A 15,176-nucleotide genomic window follows, 5' to 3' on the forward strand; every position below is an offset into this window, starting at 1 on the left:
CTCCAGGTGGTGGGGGATCCGCGCGGACCCTGCGGTGCACCGGATCAGGTGAGTCGGAGGGAGAGGACGGCGGGATCTCCCGAGCTGCTGCCGGATGCCACTGCTCGGGAGACGCAGAGGCACAACCTGTTCGAGCGCTCCTTCTGGGACTCGCTCAGGAAGACGTCGCGGTGGTCGATGGTGCCGGTGGCCTCGACCACCTTCGCCAGGCACAGCCCGCACTCGCCCTTGCGGCAGTCCGAGAGCGTGTCGACCCCGGCAGCCTCGAGGGCGTCGAGGATCGACGTGTCGGGTGCGACGGTGATCTCCCGGTCGAGGTCGGGGAGGCGTACCAGGAACTCCTCGGCCTGGTGCCGGCCGCTGGAACCGAACGTCTCGAAGCGCAGGTTGGGCACCGGCAGGTCGTGCTCGGCCCAACTGCGCGAGATGGCGTTCATGAGCCCGATCGGGCCGCACATGTAGAGCTCGGTGCCCGCGGCGGCGGGTGCCCGGGCGATGTCGGCGACGAGGTCCTCCACCGACAGCGGGGTGCCCTCGTCGTCGACGTGGACGCGGACGCGGTCGCCGTGCTCGGCGACCAGATCGTCGAGGTAGGCCATGGCGGCGCGGCTGCGCCCGACGAGCACCAGCTGGTAGTCGGCGCCGCGCCGACGCAGCGCGGAGGCCATGGCCACCAGCGCGGTGACGCCGATGCCGCCCGCGACGAGCACGTAGCGGGTCGCGCCGACCGCGAGCGGGAAGTTCTGCAGCGGCCCGGTGACCCGCAGGTCGTCCCCGACGCGCAACCGGTGCATCGCGGCCGAGCCGCCGGACGACGTGGGGGAGAGCCGCACGCTGAGCGTCAGCCTGCGGCCGCCGTCCTCGGAGCGCACCACGGAGTAGGAACGCACCCGGCGGACGTCGTCCCCGATCTGGACGTCGATGTGCGTGCCGGGCGCGGCGTGCTCGGGCTGCTCGGGGGCCAGCACGATGCGGCGGATGCCGTCGGCGACGTCGGAGACCTCGACCACCCGGGCGCGCTGCCAGCGGGTCTGTGCCTGCACCGCCATCTCAGGCCCCCTGACCGGCGTCCGCCGCGGAGGAGGGGCGTCCCTCGGCCGCGAGCATGCGTTCGAGGATCTGGCGCACCCACATCCCGCCTGCGTCGATGTTGAGGCTGTAGAACTCGTGCTCCGGGTTGGCGTCGATGGCGCGCTGCTGGGCGCGCAGCATCTCCTCGTCCTCGCCGAAGACCCCGTGCACCGCCTGGCGCAGCTGGGTGGTGATGGTCTGGCTGTCCAGGCGGTAGTTGCGCATGAACGCCCAGAAGTAGTGGGAGGTGCGGTGGGTCTCCGGGGTGATCGTGTTCATCACGTACCCGTTGACGCCCTGGCTGCGATCCCCTTCGGGCGCACCGGTACCCGCCTTCGCCACGCCGACGTCGATGCAGATCGTGCCCGGCGCCTCGAAGTGGATGATCTGCCAGCGGTCGACCTTGCCGGAGAAGCCAGGGAACTTGTCCCGCATGTTCTTCAGCCAGAACGGCGGGGCGTCGATGCCGCGCATCCACCGGCTGACGGTCACCGTGTTGCCCTCGTGGGTCACGTCGAACTCGGCCTCGGACAGCTCCTCCTGGCCGATGCTCGACGAGTGCACGAACTCCTCGTGGGTGAGGTCCATGAGGTTGTCGAGGATGAGCTGGTAGTTGCAGTCGGCGTGGATCGTCTCGCCGTCACCGGCCCAGGCGGGGTCGTCCATCTGGTGCATGTCGGGCACCGCGGCCGGATCGGCCAGGTCCGGATCGCCGACCCAGACCCAGACGTACCGGTAGCGCTCGACGACCGGGTACGAGGGGACCACCGCGCTGGGGTTGATCGTCTCCTGCGCGGGCATCCCGGTGCAGCGACCGGCCGCGTTGTAGCGCAGGCCGTGGTAGGGGCACTGCAGCTCGTCGCCCAGGACCTTGCCCTTCGACAGCGGCGCGAGCCGGTGCCAGCAGGCGTCCGCGAGGGCGACCGCGCGACCCTCCGAGTTGCGCCACAACGCCAGCGGTACCCCGGCGACCGTGCGGGCCAGCGGCTGCTTGCCGGTGACCTCGTGGTCCCAGGCCGCGACGTACCAGGCGTTGCGGGGGTGGTTGAAGATCTTCGCGGCGGCGGTGGTCGGGGGCGCGGTGTCCGCTTCGGGGGAGGCAGTGCTGGGCAAGGGGACTCCCTATGAAGATAGGTATGTGTTGCGCGAGTCACAATCTAACTATGGATATAGTTAGTTGGCAATGGTCGGTAGCTTGGCGAATCCGGAGGGGGAGGTGTCGTGTCGCTGCGCTACGCGCTGATCGCGCTGCTCACCGGTCGTCCGATGACCGGGTACGACATCTCGAAGAGCTTCAGCCGCTCGGTGGCCCACGTCTGGCACGCCCCGGACTCGCAGATCTACCCCGAGCTCAACCGGATGGAGCGCGACGGGCTGCTCACCTCGGTCGAGGTGCCCTGGGGCAAGAAGGGGACGAAGAAGGAGTACCACGTCACCGACGCGGGCCTCGCCGACTTCCGGCAGTGGATGGAGTCGCCGCTGGCGCCGCAGCGGCAGCGCGACCCGGCGTACCTGAAGGCGGCCTACTTCGACTTCGCCGACCCCGAATCCGTGCGCGAGCAGCTCCGGCAGCAGCAGGAGTACTGGCAGGAGCAGCTGAGCATGCTCGAAAGCACGCGGGCTGCGCTCGTCGACCGCACCCACCCCACCCTGGCGGCCCGCCTGGCCAAGCTGACCGAGCGGGAGGCCGAGCTCGCGGTGCGCTACAAGATCTACGCCTACGACGGTCTCATCGCCCGTGCCCGCACCGAATTGGCCTGGATCGCGGACGGTTTCGCCCTCGTCGACGAGCTGTACGGCTCGTGACTCCCGGGATTCGACCTCTGGCTCTGCCCGCGGGCGCCGGTCCGTCCTGGGTTGCCTCGGTTCTCAGCTTGGATTGAAGAACCGCCCCGGTTCGCCGGTTGTCTTCTCTCGCTGCGCCGCACGTTGTTCGCTGCGGCTGAGGGAAAAGGCTTGGGGGAAGGCCGTTTTCGCTGATCGGTTCAGGGGGCGCCGGGAGTGGGACGGTGTATTGACCAAGCGCTCGTTAGGGGTTAATACTGCCTGCCATCGGTCCAGCGGTGGGCCGGGACGGGAGGCCAACGGTGTCTGACCGGAGCGAACTCCCGCATCGGCGCTCCTCGCTGGCCGACCTGCACCACGTCGGCGTCGTCGTGCCCGACGTCGTCTTCGGCGAAACCCGGTTCACCTGCCGGATTCGGGAGATCGAGCAGCGGGGGATGTGCCCGGCAGGGACCCCTACCACCGCGATCCGCTGGGGCAGGTGTTCGAGCTGCTGGACCGGGCGCTCGCCGATTCGACGGCGCGCCGGATCGACCACAGTGGACCGACCGGATGAAGGTGCCGCAGCAGAGCGGAATCCGAACGGGAGGAAGGCGTGACGGTGAAACTCGCGGGCAAGGTCGTGTTCATCACGGGAGCTGCGCAGGGGCAGGGCCGGAGCCACGCCGTGCGGCTGGCCGCCGAGGGCGCGGACATCATCGCGCTCGACATCTGCGAGCAGCTCGACTGCGTGGCCTACGAGATGGGCGACGAGGCCGGGCTGGAGGAGACGGTTCGGCAGGTCGAAGCCCAGGGGCGCCGGATCCACGCGGCGAAGGCCGACGTTCGCGACCGGCAGGCGGTGGAAGCTGTGATCGCCGAAGGCGTGCGGAAGTTCGGGCGGCTGGACGTCGTCGCCGCCAACGCCTCGATCTGCACGGTGCAACCGCACGAGGAGGTGACCGGCGAGGTCTGGCAGACGACGCTCGACGTCAACCTCACCGGGGTCTGGCACACCTGCGCCGCCGCCGTTCCGCACCTGGTCGCCGCCGGTGGTGGCAGCATCGTCATCACCGGATCCACCGGCAGCGTCGTCGGCCTGCCGTTCTACCTGCCGTACGTGGCCACCAAGCACGCGCTGATCGGGGTGTGCCGGTCGCTCGCGCTGGAGCTGGCCGACCGCAACATCCGGGTGAACGTCGTCCTGCCGACCGGGGTCGACACCGCGCAAGGGCACTCGAAGGTGCTGCCCGAGCTGCTGGCCGGGCGGCCCGACCTCGGGCCGGTGTTCATGAACAGCCTGCCGGTCACCCGCATCGAGCCCGTCGACGTCAGCAACGTCCTGGCGTTCCTCGCCTCGGACGAAGCCCGCTACATCACCGGCATCGCGATGCCCGTCGACGCCGGGTCCACCATCCGCTGATCCCCGGTGCTGTCCGCGGTGGGGCTGGGCTGCAACAACTTCGGCATGAAGCTGGACCAGCAGGCCAGCGCCGAGGTGATCGGCGCGGCCCTGGACGCGGGGATCACCCACCTCGACACCGCGGAGATGTACGGCGAGGGGCGCTCCGAGGAGTACATCGGGGCCGCGCTGGGTGCGCGGCGCGACGAGGTCGTGATCGCCACGAAGTTCCTGCCGCGTCCCAAGGACGAGCCCTACACGCCCGGGGCGCTGCGCAAGCGCATCCTCGAAGCGTGCGAGGGGAGTCTGCGGCGGCTCCGCACCGACCGGATCGACCTGTACTACCAGCACTACCCGGACGCGGAGGCGCCGGTGGACGAGGCGCTGGAGACCCTCGACGAGCTGGTCAGGCAGGGCAAGGTGCTGCACGTCGCCTCGTCCAACGTCAACGCCGAGCAGATCGCGACGGCGGCGAACGTCTCCGCGGAGCGTTCGCTGGTTCGCTTCTGCGGCACCCAGATCGAGTGGAACCTGCTCTCGCGCGACGTCGAGCGGAGCACCGTTCCCGCGGAGCGGGAGAACGGGCTCGGCGTCGTCCCGTACTTCCCGCTGGCGTCCGGGATGCTCACCGGCAAGTACCGGCGGGGTTCCGAGTTCCCGGCGGGCTCGCGGTTCGACGCGATGTCGTTCTTCGCCGACCGGTTCGTGAACGACGAGAGCTTCGCCCGGGTCGAGGCGCTGACCGCGTTCGCCGAGGAGCGGGGGCGCTCGATCCTCGAACTGCCCGTGGCGTGGCTGGCCGCGCAGGACGGCGTCGCGTCGGTGATCACGGGCGCCACCACGCCGGACCAGGTGCGCGCGAACGCCGCCGCGAGCTGGACGTTGACCTCGGCGGACCTCGCCGCCCTGCGCTGATCGGCGGTCAGACGCCGAAGCCGCCGTCCACGTCGAGCTTCTGGCCGGTGATGAACCCGGCCCGGTCGGAGGCGAGGAAGCAGGCGGCTTCGGCGACGTCCGCCGCGCTGCCGAAGGTGCGCAGCGGGATGTTGCGCCTGGTGGCCTCCAGGGCGCGTTCGTCCAGGTCGCCGCTGGTCATCAGGTCGGCGGCCATGCCGTCGGTCAGCATGCCGGGGCCGACGCAGTTCACGCGGACGCCGAACCGGCCTTCCTCGGCGGCGAGTGCCCGCGCTGTCGCCTCGACGGCGCCCTTCGGGCCTGCGGACAGGCCGTCGCGGACCGGGTAGCGGCGGGTGGCCGCCGTGGTGATCGCGACGACCGACCCCTTGCTGGCCCGCAGCGCGGGCAGCGCCGCGTGCACGAGGTTGAAGAACGCCCCGGCTTCGGCGGCGAGGTGTACGGCGAAGTCGGCGGGTTCGACCCTCGCCAGGTGGACCTGCCGGACCAGGGGACCGGCCGCGTGCACGAGGGTGTGGATCGCGCCGAAGCGCTCGACGACACCGTTGACGTAGCTCGCGCACTGCTCGGCGTCGGTCAGGTCGAGCTGGTCCGCCACCGCGCCGAGCTCCCCGGCCAGGGCGTCGGCCGCTCGCCGGTCGCTGCGGTAGGTCAGCGCTACCCGGGAGCCGCGCTCGTGGAGCATCCGGCAGATCGCGCTGCCGATGCCCCCGGTGCCGCCGGTCACCACCGCGACGCCGGGTTTGTCCTGGAAGTCCTGCACGGTCGTCCTCCTTCGGAAGTCGTCGCTCCCCGGCCCACTGACCGGGAACGGGTCTCGCCCCGCCGGTTCCGGACATGTATGGTCCCACGTCACCAAGCGCTTGCTAGGTGTCAGAAGTCGTTGCGCCGTGCGGGGTTTCGCGGCGTGGCCGTGCCGAGGAGGGCGATCGTGTTCGACGAGGAGGTCGCGGCGGTCATCCGGTCGCTCGACGAGGGCTTCCCGCGCGTCGAGGAGATGACCGGGGCCGAAGCGCGTGCCGCCGTCGCGGCGCGGCGGCAACCGGTGGACAACCTGGACGTCGTGGCGAGGACCGAGGACCGCAGGATTCCCGGACCCGGCGGTGAGATCCCGGTCCGCCTGTACTTCCCGCACCACGACGCGGGCGGGCCGCTCCCGGTGGTCGTCTTCTGCCACGGCGGCGGCTTCGTGTTCTGCGACATCGAGTCGCACGACGGGTTCTGCCGCGAGTTCTCGGCGCGGACGACGTCGGTGGTGATCTCGGTGGACTACCGGCTGGCGCCCGAGCACAAGGCGCCCGCCGCAGCTCACGACGCCTACGCCGCGCTGATCTGGGCCGCCGAGCACGCCCGTGAACTCGGCGGGGACCCGGACCGCCTGCTGATCGCGGGCGACAGCGCCGGGGGCAACCTCGCGATCAGCGCTTGCCTGATGGCCAGGGACGCGGGACGGCCCGAAGTGGCGGCTCAAGTGCTGATCTACCCCGCGCTCGACCCCGCTTGCGACACCGCGAGCTACCGCGAGCGCGGCACCGGCTACGGGAACACCAAGGCAGCCATGCAGTGGTACTGGCGCCAGTACCTGCCCGAGGACGGCGCGGTCGAGCCCCGGTACCTGGTCGAACCGCTGGCCGCGGCGACGTTCCGGGGGCTGCCACCGGCCATCGTGGTGACCGCCGGTCTGGACCCGCTGTCCGACGAAGGCCGGGCCTGCGCGAGGGCGCTGGCGCGGGACGGGGTGGCGGTGACGCACCGGCACTACCCGGGCCTGTTCCACGGATTCCTGACCATCATGCCGCTGCAGGCCGGGCGGTCGGCCCGCGACCTGCTGTGGCACGACCTGTGCGCAGCCATGAAGCGAGGAACACCATGACCACCGGAGCTCACGGGGTGCGCGACGTCCTGGTCGTCGGAGCGGGGTTCGCCGGTCTCTACGCCGTGCACGCGTTCCGCGAAGCCGGGCTCGACGTCGTCTGCCTCGAAGCGGGCGAGGACATCGGGGGCACCTGGTTCTTCAACCGGTACCCGGGCGCCCGCTGCGACGTGGAGAGCATCGACTACTCGTACTCCTTCGACGAGGACCTGCAGAACGACTGGGTGTGGAGCGAGCGCTACGCGACCCAGCCGGAGATCCTCGCCTACATCCACCACGTGGCCGACCGCTTCGGCCTGCGCCAGCACGTCCGGCTGGAGAAGCGGGTCGCGGCCGCGCGCTTCGAGGAGTCGTGCTGGCGGGTGCGCACCGAGGACGGCGACGAGCACCGCGCGCGGTACCTCGTGTTCGCCACCGGATCCCTGTCGACGCCGAACAAGCCGGACATCCCCGGTGCCGATTCCTTCGCCGGGGAAACGTACTTCACCGCGCGCTGGCCGGAACCGGGTCCATCGCTGGCGGGCAAGCGCGTCGGCGTCATCGGCACCGGCTCGTCGGCGATCCAGTCGGTGCCGATCCTGGCCGAGCAGGCCCGCTCGCTCACCGTCTTCCAGCGCACGCCGAACTACAGCGTGCCCGCATTGAACCGGAAGCTCACCGACGAGGAGCAGCGGCGGATCCGCGCGGAATACCCGGAGCGGCGGCGGAAGTCGCGGATGAGCGGCGGCGGGTCGACGCACGAGCCCTACCCGAAGCCCGCGCAGGAGTGCACCCCGGAGGAGCGGGAGGCCGCGCTGGAGGCGGGCTGGCGCAACGGCGGCGTGCTGTTCGGCAAGACCTTCCCGGACCAGTTCACCAACGTCGCGGCGAACGACTTCGCCCGCGAGTTCGCGGCGCGCAAGATCCGGGAGATCGTCAAGGACCCGCGCACCGCCGAGGACCTGATCCCCACCGATCATCCCATCGGCACCAAGCGGATCTGCACCGACTCCGGCTACTTCGAGACGTTCAACCGGGACGAGGTCTCGCTGGTCAACCTGCGCCGGGACCCGATCGAGCGGATCACCGCCGCGGGCATCGAGACCCGCAGCGGGTTCCACGAGCTCGACGTGCTGGTCTACGCCACCGGGTTCGACGCGATGACCGGCGCGCTCATGCGCATCGACATCACCGGTCCGCTGGGCGACCGGATCCAGGACGCGTGGGCGGAAGGACCGGTGACTTACCTCGGCGTGCAGATCCCGGGGTTCCCCAACCTGTTCACCGTCAACGGCCCGGGCTCGCCGTCGGTGCTGGCCAACATGGTGCTGACCGCGGAGCAGCAGGTCGACTGGATCGCCGAGCTGGTCCGGCACGCCGACGACGCCGGGGCGGCCCAGGTCGAGGTGCGCCGTGACGCCGCGGTCAAGTGGACCGAGCACGTCCAGCAGGCTGCGGACGCCACGCTGTTCCCGCGCGCGAACTCGTGGTACCTGGGCGCGAACATCGAGGGCAAGCCGCGCCGGTTCATGCCGTACGTGGCCGGGCTGGGCGCCTACCGCCAGCGCTGCGACGCGATCCGGGACGACGGCTACGAGGGGTTCGTGTTCACCTTCCGCTGAGTCCTGGACAGCGGGACTCGCGCTGGGGTTGCGCGGAGGAGCGTGCGAGGGTGGCGGTGTGCTTGCAGCGACAGCCGGTTCCGGGAATTCCGAAGAACTTCCGATCGCGGACGCGGTCGCCCGCCTGAGCGGGGCCGAGCGGACGGGAACGCCCGCGGCCCCGGTGCGGGACGTGCTCGGCGAGACCGACGTCGCCCTCGCCTACGCCGTGCAGCAGGAGCTCGCGCGGCAGCGGGAGGGCAGAGGAGCGGTGCCGGTGGGCCGCAAGATCGGGCTGACCTCGCCCGCGGTCCAGCGGCAGATGGGCGTCGACCAGCCCGATTTCGGGGTGCTCTTCGCCGACATGGACGTCTCCGGCCGGGCCGAGATCCCCTCGGGCCGCCTGCTGCAGCCGAGGGTCGAGGCCGAGATCGCGTTCGTGCTGGCCGAAGACCTGGCCGACGGCGAGCTGGACGTGGCGCGGGTGCGCGCTGCGGTGGACCACGCGGTGCCCGCGCTGGAGATCGTCGACAGCCGGATCGCCGGGTGGGACATCGCGATCACCGACACCATCGCCGACAACGCCTCCAGCGGGCTGTTCGTGCTGGCCGACCGGCGGCTCCCGCTCGACGAGTTCGAGCCGCGGGAGACCACCATGCGGCTCTACGCCGACGACGAGCTGGTCTCGGAGGGCAGCGGGGCGGCGTGCTTGGGCGATCCGCTCGCCGCGCTCGCCTGGCTGGCCCGGACTGCGCGGTCCTTCGGCGACCCGCTGCGAGCTGGGCAGATCGTGCTCTCCGGGGCACTGGGGCCGCTGGTCCCGGCCCGTCCGGGGATGCGCTTCCGCGCGGAAATCGACCCGCTCGGCGAGGTCGCCACCACGTTCTCCGGGGAAGAGGCATGACGAAGACGAAGGTCGCCATCATCGGCTCGGGCAACATCGGCACCGACCTGATGATCAAGGTGCTGCGCACCTCCGAAGCCCTGGAAGTGGGTGCGCTGGTCGGGATCGACCCCGACTCCGACGGGCTCGCCCGGGCCGCGCGGCTCGGCGTGCCGACCACCGCCGACGGCGTGGACGGGTTGATCGCGCTGCCGGGCTTCGACGAGATCGGCATCGTGCTCGACGCGACCTCGGCCAAGGCGCACCTCGCCAACGCCGCGAAGCTCGCCCCGTTCGGCAAGACGCTGATCGACCTCACCCCGGCCGCGATCGGCCCGTTCGTCGTGCCGCCGGTCAACCTCGACGCGCACCTGGGCGAGCGCAACCTCAACATGGTCACCTGCGGCGGGCAGGCCACGATCCCCGTGGTCGCAGCGGTGTCCGCGGTGACCCCGGTGCACTACGCCGAGATCGTCGCCTCCATCGCGTCGAAGTCCGCCGGGCCGGGCACCCGGGCCAACATCGACGAGTTCACCGGGACGACCGCGCGCGCCATCGAGTCGGTCGGCGGTGCGGCCCGCGGCAAGGCGATCATCGTGCTCAACCCCGCCGAACCACCGCTGATCATGCGCGACACGGTGTTCTGCCTGATCGGCGACGCCGACCAGGACGCCGTCCGCGCCTCGGTCGAGGAGGTGGTCAAGCAGGTCGCCGAGTACGTGCCCGGCTACCGGCTCAAGCAGCGCGTGCAGTTCACGCCGGTCGAGGCGGGCGAACCGGTGCACACCCTGGTGCCCGCCGGGGCCGGACCGGTCACCACCCGGGTGTCGGTGTTCCTGGAGGTGGAGGGCGCCGCGCACTACCTGCCCGCCTACGCGGGCAACCTCGACATCATGACCTCGGCCGCCCTGCGCGTCGCCGAGACCGTCGCCAGCACCCCGGAGGCCGCTCGATGACCCTCTACATCCAGGACGTGACGCTGCGGGACGGCATGCACGCGATCCGGCACCGCATCGACCCGGCGGACGTCGGCCGCATCGTGGCCGCGCTGGACGCCGCCGGGGTCGACGCGATCGAGGTCGCCCACGGCGACGGCCTCGCCGGGGGTTCGGTCAACTACGGGCCGGGCAGCCACACCGACTGGGAGTGGCTGGAGGCCGCGGCCGACAACATCGGCAACGCCGTGCTCACCACGCTGCTGCTGCCCGGGATCGGCACCGTCGCGGAGCTCGACCGAGCTTGGGACCTCGGCGTGCGATCGGTGCGGATCGCCACCCACTGCACCGAGGCCGACGTGTCCGCGCAGCACATCGCGAAGGCCCGCGAGCTGGGCATGGACGTGGCGGGCTTCCTGATGATGAGCCACATGAGCCCGGCGGCCGAGCTCGCCGCCCAGGCCAAGCTGATGGAGTCCTACGGCGCGCACTGCGTGTACGTCACGGACTCGGGCGGTCGGCTCACCACCAGCGGGGTCCGCGAACGGATCCGCGCCTACCGGGAGGTCCTCGACCCGGCCACCCAGATCGGCATCCACGCCCACGAGAACCTCTCGCTGTCGGTGGCCAACAGCATCGCCGCGATCGAGGAGGGCGCCGTCCGCGTCGACGCTTCGCTGGCCGGGCAGGGCGCCGGGGCCGGGAACTGCCCGATCGAGCCGTTCATCGCGGTCGCCGAGCTCGAGGGCTGGCAGCACGGGTGCGACTTGTTCGCGCTGCAGGACGCCGCCGACGACCTGGTCCGGCCGCTTCGCGACCGGCCCGTGCAGGTCGACCGGGAGACCCTCACCCTCGGCTACGCCGGTGCGTACTCGTCGTTCCTCCGCCACGCGGAGCGCGCGGCCGAGCAGTACGGGGTGGACGCCCGCAGCCTGCTGCTCGAAGTCGGGCGCCGGGGCCTGGTCGGCGGCCAGGAGGACATGATCGTCGACATCGCGCTCGACCTGACGGCCCGCAGCGCATAGGTACCTGTCACCGGAACGGCAGCAGCGGGCCGACCAGGCGCCGGGTCGCCAGCCGGATGTCGGCGTCGGCCTGCTTGGTGGTCGTCTTGCCGCTGAGCCGGGAGATGAGCACGCCCCACCAGCTGAACACCAGCAGGCGGACGGTGCTCTCGACCTCCTCGCCCGGCGCGGAGCGGGTGAGGGTGTCCAGGATCGCGTGGAACAGCGCCGAATCGCGCTCCGCGGACCCGAACGGGCCCGAGGTGTAGTTGGTGGCGGCGCACTGCACCATCGCCGCGCACAGCCGGGGGCGGCGGAGCAGTTCCCGGCTCAGCGCCACGAGGACCTCGCCGATGTCGCTGACGAGGTCCTCGCTCTCGTCCGGCCACAGCCGTCCGAGGAGCTTGCCGAGCTGCGCTTCGAAGACCGCGGCGAACAGGTGCGTCTTGGACGGGAAGTAGCGGTAGAGCGTCCCGATCGCGACCCCGGCGTCCTTGGCCACGTCGGTCATCTGCACGTGGTCGAGGTCCGCCCGGGCGCCGAGCTCCGTGGCGGCGTCGAGGATGCGGTCCCGGCGCGCGACCTGCCCTTCGGACATCGGCGATGCGGGTGGCCGGGCCTCGGCGATTCTCGCCACTGTTCCCCCTGTTCCGGTCGCACCTGGTCAGTTCCAGGATAGGACCAGGATCGGATCGTGCCTCTGAGGTTCCGCTACCTGCACCGCTACGCAAGTTGAGTGAATACAGTCTTTCAGCTGGTGGACTGGCCGTCCGGTCGGGTGAGGAAGGCGAGGACCGCGCTCTCCCAGGCCTCCTTCTGCTCGATCATCGCCCAGTGCCCGCAGTTGGGCAGGACGTGCACCTCGGCGCGGGGGATGGTCCGCATCGGCAGCAGTGCCATGTCGACCGGGCTGACCCGGTCGTCGCGGCCCCAGGTGATCAGCGTCGGTGCGGTGATCTTGTGCAGCATCGCCCAGTACGGCTGCTGGTCCGATGCGGCAGCGGCGGCCGCCAGCGCTTCGCGGCTGTACATGCGGCGCGCGGATTCGAGGGTCTTCGGGTCGGTGGCCTGCTGCCAGCGCTCCTCGATCATCTCCTCGGTCACCACCGCCGGGTCGAAGACCATCGAGTGCAGCCAGCGGACGAGCTTCTCCCGGGTCGGGTCCTCGGTGAAGTCCACGAGCAGCTTGATGCCCTCGCCGGGCGAGGGGCTGAAGATGTTGCGGCCCACGCCACCGATGGTCACGATGCGCCGGAACAGGCCGGGTCGGGCGATGGCGAGGTTGGCCGCCACGATGCCGCCCATCGAGTTGCCGATGACGTCCACCTGATCGAGGCCCAGGCCGCGCAGGAACCGCAGCACCGCGCTCGGCGCGGCGACCATCGGGTGCTCGTCGGTCGGGTCGCTGACCCCGAACCCCGGGAACTCCAGCACCAGGCAGCGGAAGTGCTCGGCGAACACCGCGAGGTTGCCGCGGTAGTTGCGCCAACCGGTCACCCCGGGACCGGAACCGTGCAGCATCAGCAGCGGCGGCCCCTGCCCGGCTTCGTGGTAGCGCAGCACGCCTTCATCGGTGCGCAGCTCCCGCAGGGTGCTCTCGCAGGTCGGTTCGATCATGGTGTGCAGGACCCTCCGATCAGGACGCTGGTGGCGTTTGGAGGACCGTAGGAGCGGGCGGGTGCGCGCGGTCTGGTCCATCCCGCACAGCGGGACCGGTCACAGCCAGTCGCCGCCGACCGCGAGCAGCTGGGCCACCGGCTCGTTCGACCACGACCGCTGGGCGACCGCGAGGTTCGGCCGCGGCTGCTTGGGCACGTCCGCGATGGCGGCGAGCTCGGTCGAGACGCCGCGGGCGGCCTGGATGAGCAGCGGCGCGACCCGCTCCAGGGGCGATCGCGCGTCGCCCACCAGCGAGATCGCCGCCACCGGGCCGTCCGGTCCGCGCAGCGCGATGCCGACGCAGCCGATCTTCGGGAAGCACTCGCCGCGCTCGAAGGCCAGCCCGCGGCGGCGCCGGATCCGGTCCAGCTCCTGGTGCAGGACGCCGGGATCGGCGATGCTGCGCGCGGTGCGCCGCACCGGGTTGCCGTACTCGGCCTCGACCCGCTCCGGGGGCAGCCAGGCGAGCATCGCCTTGCCGAGCGCCGTGCAGTGCGCCGGGGCGCGCCCGCCGACCCGCGAGGGCACCTCGACGGCGGAGCGGCCGCCCACCTTGTCCAGGTAGTACACCTCGGTGTCGACGAGGACCGCCAGGTGCACGACCAGCTCGGTGCGGATCGCCAGGTCGTGGAGCACCGGCGCCGCCGCGCTGCGCAGGGCGTTCTGCCCGATCTCGCGGCCGCCGAGCCCGAGCGCGCGCTTGCCCAGCCGGTACCCGGCCGCGGTGTGGTCGAGCCACCGCAGGCGGACGAGCTGGTCCAGGATCCGGTGGGCCGTGGAGCGGGGGAGGCGGGTCCGCCGGGTCACGTCCTCCAGCGTCTGGTGGGTGTGCGGGCGTTCGAACAGGTCCAGGATCAGCGTCAGCCGCTCCACCATGGACGGCGGGACGCGCTGCTCGACTGCCGGCTCGGCACTCGTCCTCAACGTTGAGGTCATGCCACACCTCTCGATCGGCTCGATCGGCGAATTGGAATTGATTCTAATCGCATGCTAGCAGCGGCGTGTGCGCCCGGAAAGCACTTGAGCCGCGAAATCCGTTGTGCGGGAGCAAGAATCCGAGATCCCGCTCAGCGGGAGCGCGCGTTGAACCGCCGTCCCCGGTCGGCTACGGTCACCGCCGGTGACCACAGTTTCAATTGAAACTGTCAATCCCGCCCGCGCCGGATCGCGGTGTCGATTGTGGACGGATCGGCTTCCCGCGCTCGCTGGAACGGTTCCGTTGGAGGAACCCCATGCCCACTGCGCAGGAGGTCTTCGGCGGCGGCCTCGCCGTGGTGACCGGGGCCGGAGCCGGGATCGGTGCCGGGTTGACCAGGCACCTCGCCGGGGACCTCGCCATGACCGTGATCGCCGTCGACGTCGACGCGCAGGCCGCGCACCGGATCGCCGACGAGCTGGGGGAACGCGTGGTGCCGCGCGTCGTCGACGTCCGGGATCCTGATGCGGTCGACCGGCTGGCCTGCCAGGTGGAGGAGGAGTTCGGCCCGGTCCGGCTGCTGATCAACAACGCCGGTGTCGAGCAGTTCGGCTACCTGTGGGACGTCCCGCCGCTGAACTGGCAGCGCGTCGTGGACGTCAACATCAGCGGCGTCTTCCACGGCATCAGGGCCTTCCTGCCCGGCATGATCGCCGCTGGTCGGCGCAGTCACGTGCTCTCGCTCGCCTCGATCGGCGCGGTCACCTCGGTCCCCCTGCAAGCGCCCTACATCATGAGCAAGCACGCGGTGCTGGCGATGACCGAGTGCCTGTACCAGGAGATCGCCGAGATCGGTGCGGACATCGCCGTCTCGGCGGTGCTGCCGGGGCTGGTGGAGTCCAACATCTTCAGCGCCGCGGGTGGCGTCGAGTCCGGCGACGTCGCGGCCGCCGAGGCGCAGCGGAAGCGCATGCTGGCCGTTCGCGAGCAGGCCATGAGCGCCGACGAAGCGGCCGAGAACATCGTGGCGCAGGCCGCGCGCGGCGAGTTCTACATCGTCACCCACCCCGAGGTCGTGCACGCGGCCATGTCGGCCCGCGCCGACCAGCTCGCGAACCACCGCGCACCGGCGCCGCACCGGAGCCGCTTCGCCGCACCCGAGCAGTCCCGTTGA

The 15,176-nt window shown here is 71.2% G+C and carries 15 protein-coding genes; 9 read left to right on the top strand and 6 right to left on the bottom strand.

Annotated features, from left to right (window positions below; genetic code table 11):
* Positions 1 to 44: 44 nt before the first annotated feature.
* The gene (locus F1721_RS00635) at positions 45 to 1,049 is read right to left on the bottom strand and encodes a PDR/VanB family oxidoreductase (protein ID WP_150064519.1); all 1,005 of its coding nucleotides are present in this window, start codon (positions 1,047 to 1,049) and stop codon (positions 45 to 47) included.
* A 1-nt stretch (position 1,050) separates the two neighbouring features.
* Positions 1,051 to 2,184, bottom strand: coding sequence for an aromatic ring-hydroxylating dioxygenase subunit alpha (locus F1721_RS00640; RefSeq protein WP_150064520.1), 1,134 nt, complete (start codon positions 2,182 to 2,184; stop codon positions 1,051 to 1,053).
* A gap of 108 nt (positions 2,185 to 2,292) precedes the next feature.
* Between F1721_RS00640 and F1721_RS00645 the strand changes: the two genes are divergently transcribed.
* The 3 genes from F1721_RS00645 to F1721_RS00655 all read left to right on the top strand — a co-directional run bounded on the left by F1721_RS00645 (position 2,293) and on the right by F1721_RS00655 (position 5,152).
* A complete protein-coding gene (locus F1721_RS00645) occupies positions 2,293 to 2,877 on the top strand; it encodes a PadR family transcriptional regulator (protein ID WP_150064521.1) in 585 nt (194 codons plus the stop codon).
* A 574-nt stretch (positions 2,878 to 3,451) separates the two neighbouring features.
* A complete protein-coding gene (locus tag F1721_RS00650; protein ID WP_150064522.1) occupies positions 3,452 to 4,258 on the top strand; it encodes a mycofactocin-coupled SDR family oxidoreductase in 807 nt (268 codons plus the stop codon).
* A gap of 6 nt (positions 4,259 to 4,264) precedes the next feature.
* Complete coding sequence (locus F1721_RS00655) at positions 4,265 to 5,152, top strand: aldo/keto reductase (RefSeq protein WP_211840268.1); 888 nt, start codon at positions 4,265 to 4,267, stop codon at positions 5,150 to 5,152.
* Between the two features lie 7 nt (positions 5,153 to 5,159).
* On the opposite strand, the gene F1721_RS00660 is transcribed toward F1721_RS00655, so the two are convergent.
* The gene (locus tag F1721_RS00660) at positions 5,160 to 5,915 is read right to left on the bottom strand and encodes an SDR family oxidoreductase (RefSeq protein ID WP_150064523.1); all 756 of its coding nucleotides are present in this window, start codon (positions 5,913 to 5,915) and stop codon (positions 5,160 to 5,162) included.
* Positions 5,916 to 6,083: 168 nt separating this feature from the next.
* On the opposite strand from F1721_RS00660, the gene F1721_RS00665 reads away from it, so the two are divergent.
* From F1721_RS00665 to dmpG, 5 genes are read left to right on the top strand one after another with little or no spacing between them, the layout of a single operon-like run.
* On the top strand, positions 6,084 to 7,025 hold the full coding sequence (locus tag F1721_RS00665) for an alpha/beta hydrolase (RefSeq protein WP_211840269.1): 942 nt from the start codon (positions 6,084 to 6,086) through the stop codon (positions 7,023 to 7,025).
* Positions 7,022 to 8,626: a flavin-containing monooxygenase gene (locus tag F1721_RS00670; protein ID WP_150064524.1), complete on the top strand. Its 1,605-nt coding sequence runs from the start codon at positions 7,022 to 7,024 to the stop codon at positions 8,624 to 8,626. The genes F1721_RS00665 and F1721_RS00670 overlap by 4 nt, the downstream gene beginning before the upstream one ends.
* Before the next feature lie 58 nt (positions 8,627 to 8,684).
* Positions 8,685 to 9,509: a 2-keto-4-pentenoate hydratase gene (locus F1721_RS00675; protein WP_150064525.1), complete on the top strand. Its 825-nt coding sequence runs from the start codon at positions 8,685 to 8,687 to the stop codon at positions 9,507 to 9,509.
* Entirely contained in the window at positions 9,506 to 10,444 is a 939-nt protein-coding gene (locus F1721_RS00680) for an acetaldehyde dehydrogenase (acetylating) (protein WP_150064526.1), read from the top strand. Before F1721_RS00675 ends, F1721_RS00680 begins: the two co-directional genes overlap by 4 nt.
* Entirely contained in the window at positions 10,441 to 11,448 is a 1,008-nt protein-coding gene (gene dmpG, locus F1721_RS00685; RefSeq protein WP_150064527.1) for a 4-hydroxy-2-oxovalerate aldolase, read from the top strand. The genes F1721_RS00680 and dmpG overlap by 4 nt, the downstream gene beginning before the upstream one ends.
* A 7-nt stretch (positions 11,449 to 11,455) precedes the next feature.
* On the opposite strand, the gene F1721_RS00690 is transcribed toward dmpG, so the two are convergent.
* The 3 genes from F1721_RS00690 to F1721_RS00700 all read right to left on the bottom strand — a co-directional run bounded on the left by F1721_RS00690 (position 11,456) and on the right by F1721_RS00700 (position 14,022).
* Complete coding sequence (locus F1721_RS00690) at positions 11,456 to 12,025, bottom strand: TetR/AcrR family transcriptional regulator (RefSeq protein WP_246153965.1); 570 nt, start codon at positions 12,023 to 12,025, stop codon at positions 11,456 to 11,458.
* A 152-nt stretch (positions 12,026 to 12,177) separates the two neighbouring features.
* Positions 12,178 to 13,044, bottom strand: coding sequence for an alpha/beta fold hydrolase (locus F1721_RS00695; RefSeq protein WP_150064529.1), 867 nt, complete (start codon positions 13,042 to 13,044; stop codon positions 12,178 to 12,180).
* A 99-nt stretch (positions 13,045 to 13,143) separates the two neighbouring features.
* Positions 13,144 to 14,022: an IclR family transcriptional regulator gene (locus F1721_RS00700; protein ID WP_211840270.1), complete on the bottom strand. Its 879-nt coding sequence runs from the start codon at positions 14,020 to 14,022 to the stop codon at positions 13,144 to 13,146.
* A gap of 296 nt (positions 14,023 to 14,318) precedes the next feature.
* Here F1721_RS00700 and F1721_RS00705 point away from each other — a divergent pair, with 296 nt between their 5' ends.
* Complete coding sequence (locus F1721_RS00705; RefSeq protein WP_150064530.1) at positions 14,319 to 15,176, top strand: SDR family NAD(P)-dependent oxidoreductase; 858 nt, start codon at positions 14,319 to 14,321, stop codon at positions 15,174 to 15,176.

The organism is Saccharopolyspora hirsuta (genome assembly GCF_008630535.1).
Lineage (GTDB): Bacteria > Actinomycetota > Actinomycetes > Mycobacteriales > Pseudonocardiaceae > Saccharopolyspora > Saccharopolyspora hirsuta.

Bases quoted from the DNA above. Each gene is read 5' to 3' on its own strand.
- F1721_RS00670 (WP_150064524.1), top strand. From the start codon at position 7,022: ATGACCACCGGAGCTCACGGGGTGCGCGACGTCCTGGTCGTCGGAGCG.
- F1721_RS00700 (WP_211840270.1), bottom strand. From the start codon at position 14,022: ATGACCTCAACGTTGAGGACGAGTGCCGAGCCGGCAGTCGAGCAGCGC.
- F1721_RS00705 (WP_150064530.1), top strand. From the start codon at position 14,319: ATGCCCACTGCGCAGGAGGTCTTCGGCGGCGGCCTCGCCGTGGTGACC.
- F1721_RS00695 (WP_150064529.1), bottom strand. From the start codon at position 13,044: ATGATCGAACCGACCTGCGAGAGCACCCTGCGGGAGCTGCGCACCGAT.
- F1721_RS00680 (WP_150064526.1), top strand. From the start codon at position 9,506: ATGACGAAGACGAAGGTCGCCATCATCGGCTCGGGCAACATCGGCACC.
- F1721_RS00690 (WP_246153965.1), bottom strand. From the start codon at position 12,025: ATGTCCGAAGGGCAGGTCGCGCGCCGGGACCGCATCCTCGACGCCGCC.
- dmpG (WP_150064527.1), top strand. From the start codon at position 10,441: ATGACCCTCTACATCCAGGACGTGACGCTGCGGGACGGCATGCACGCG.
- F1721_RS00635 (WP_150064519.1), bottom strand. From the start codon at position 1,049: ATGGCGGTGCAGGCACAGACCCGCTGGCAGCGCGCCCGGGTGGTCGAG.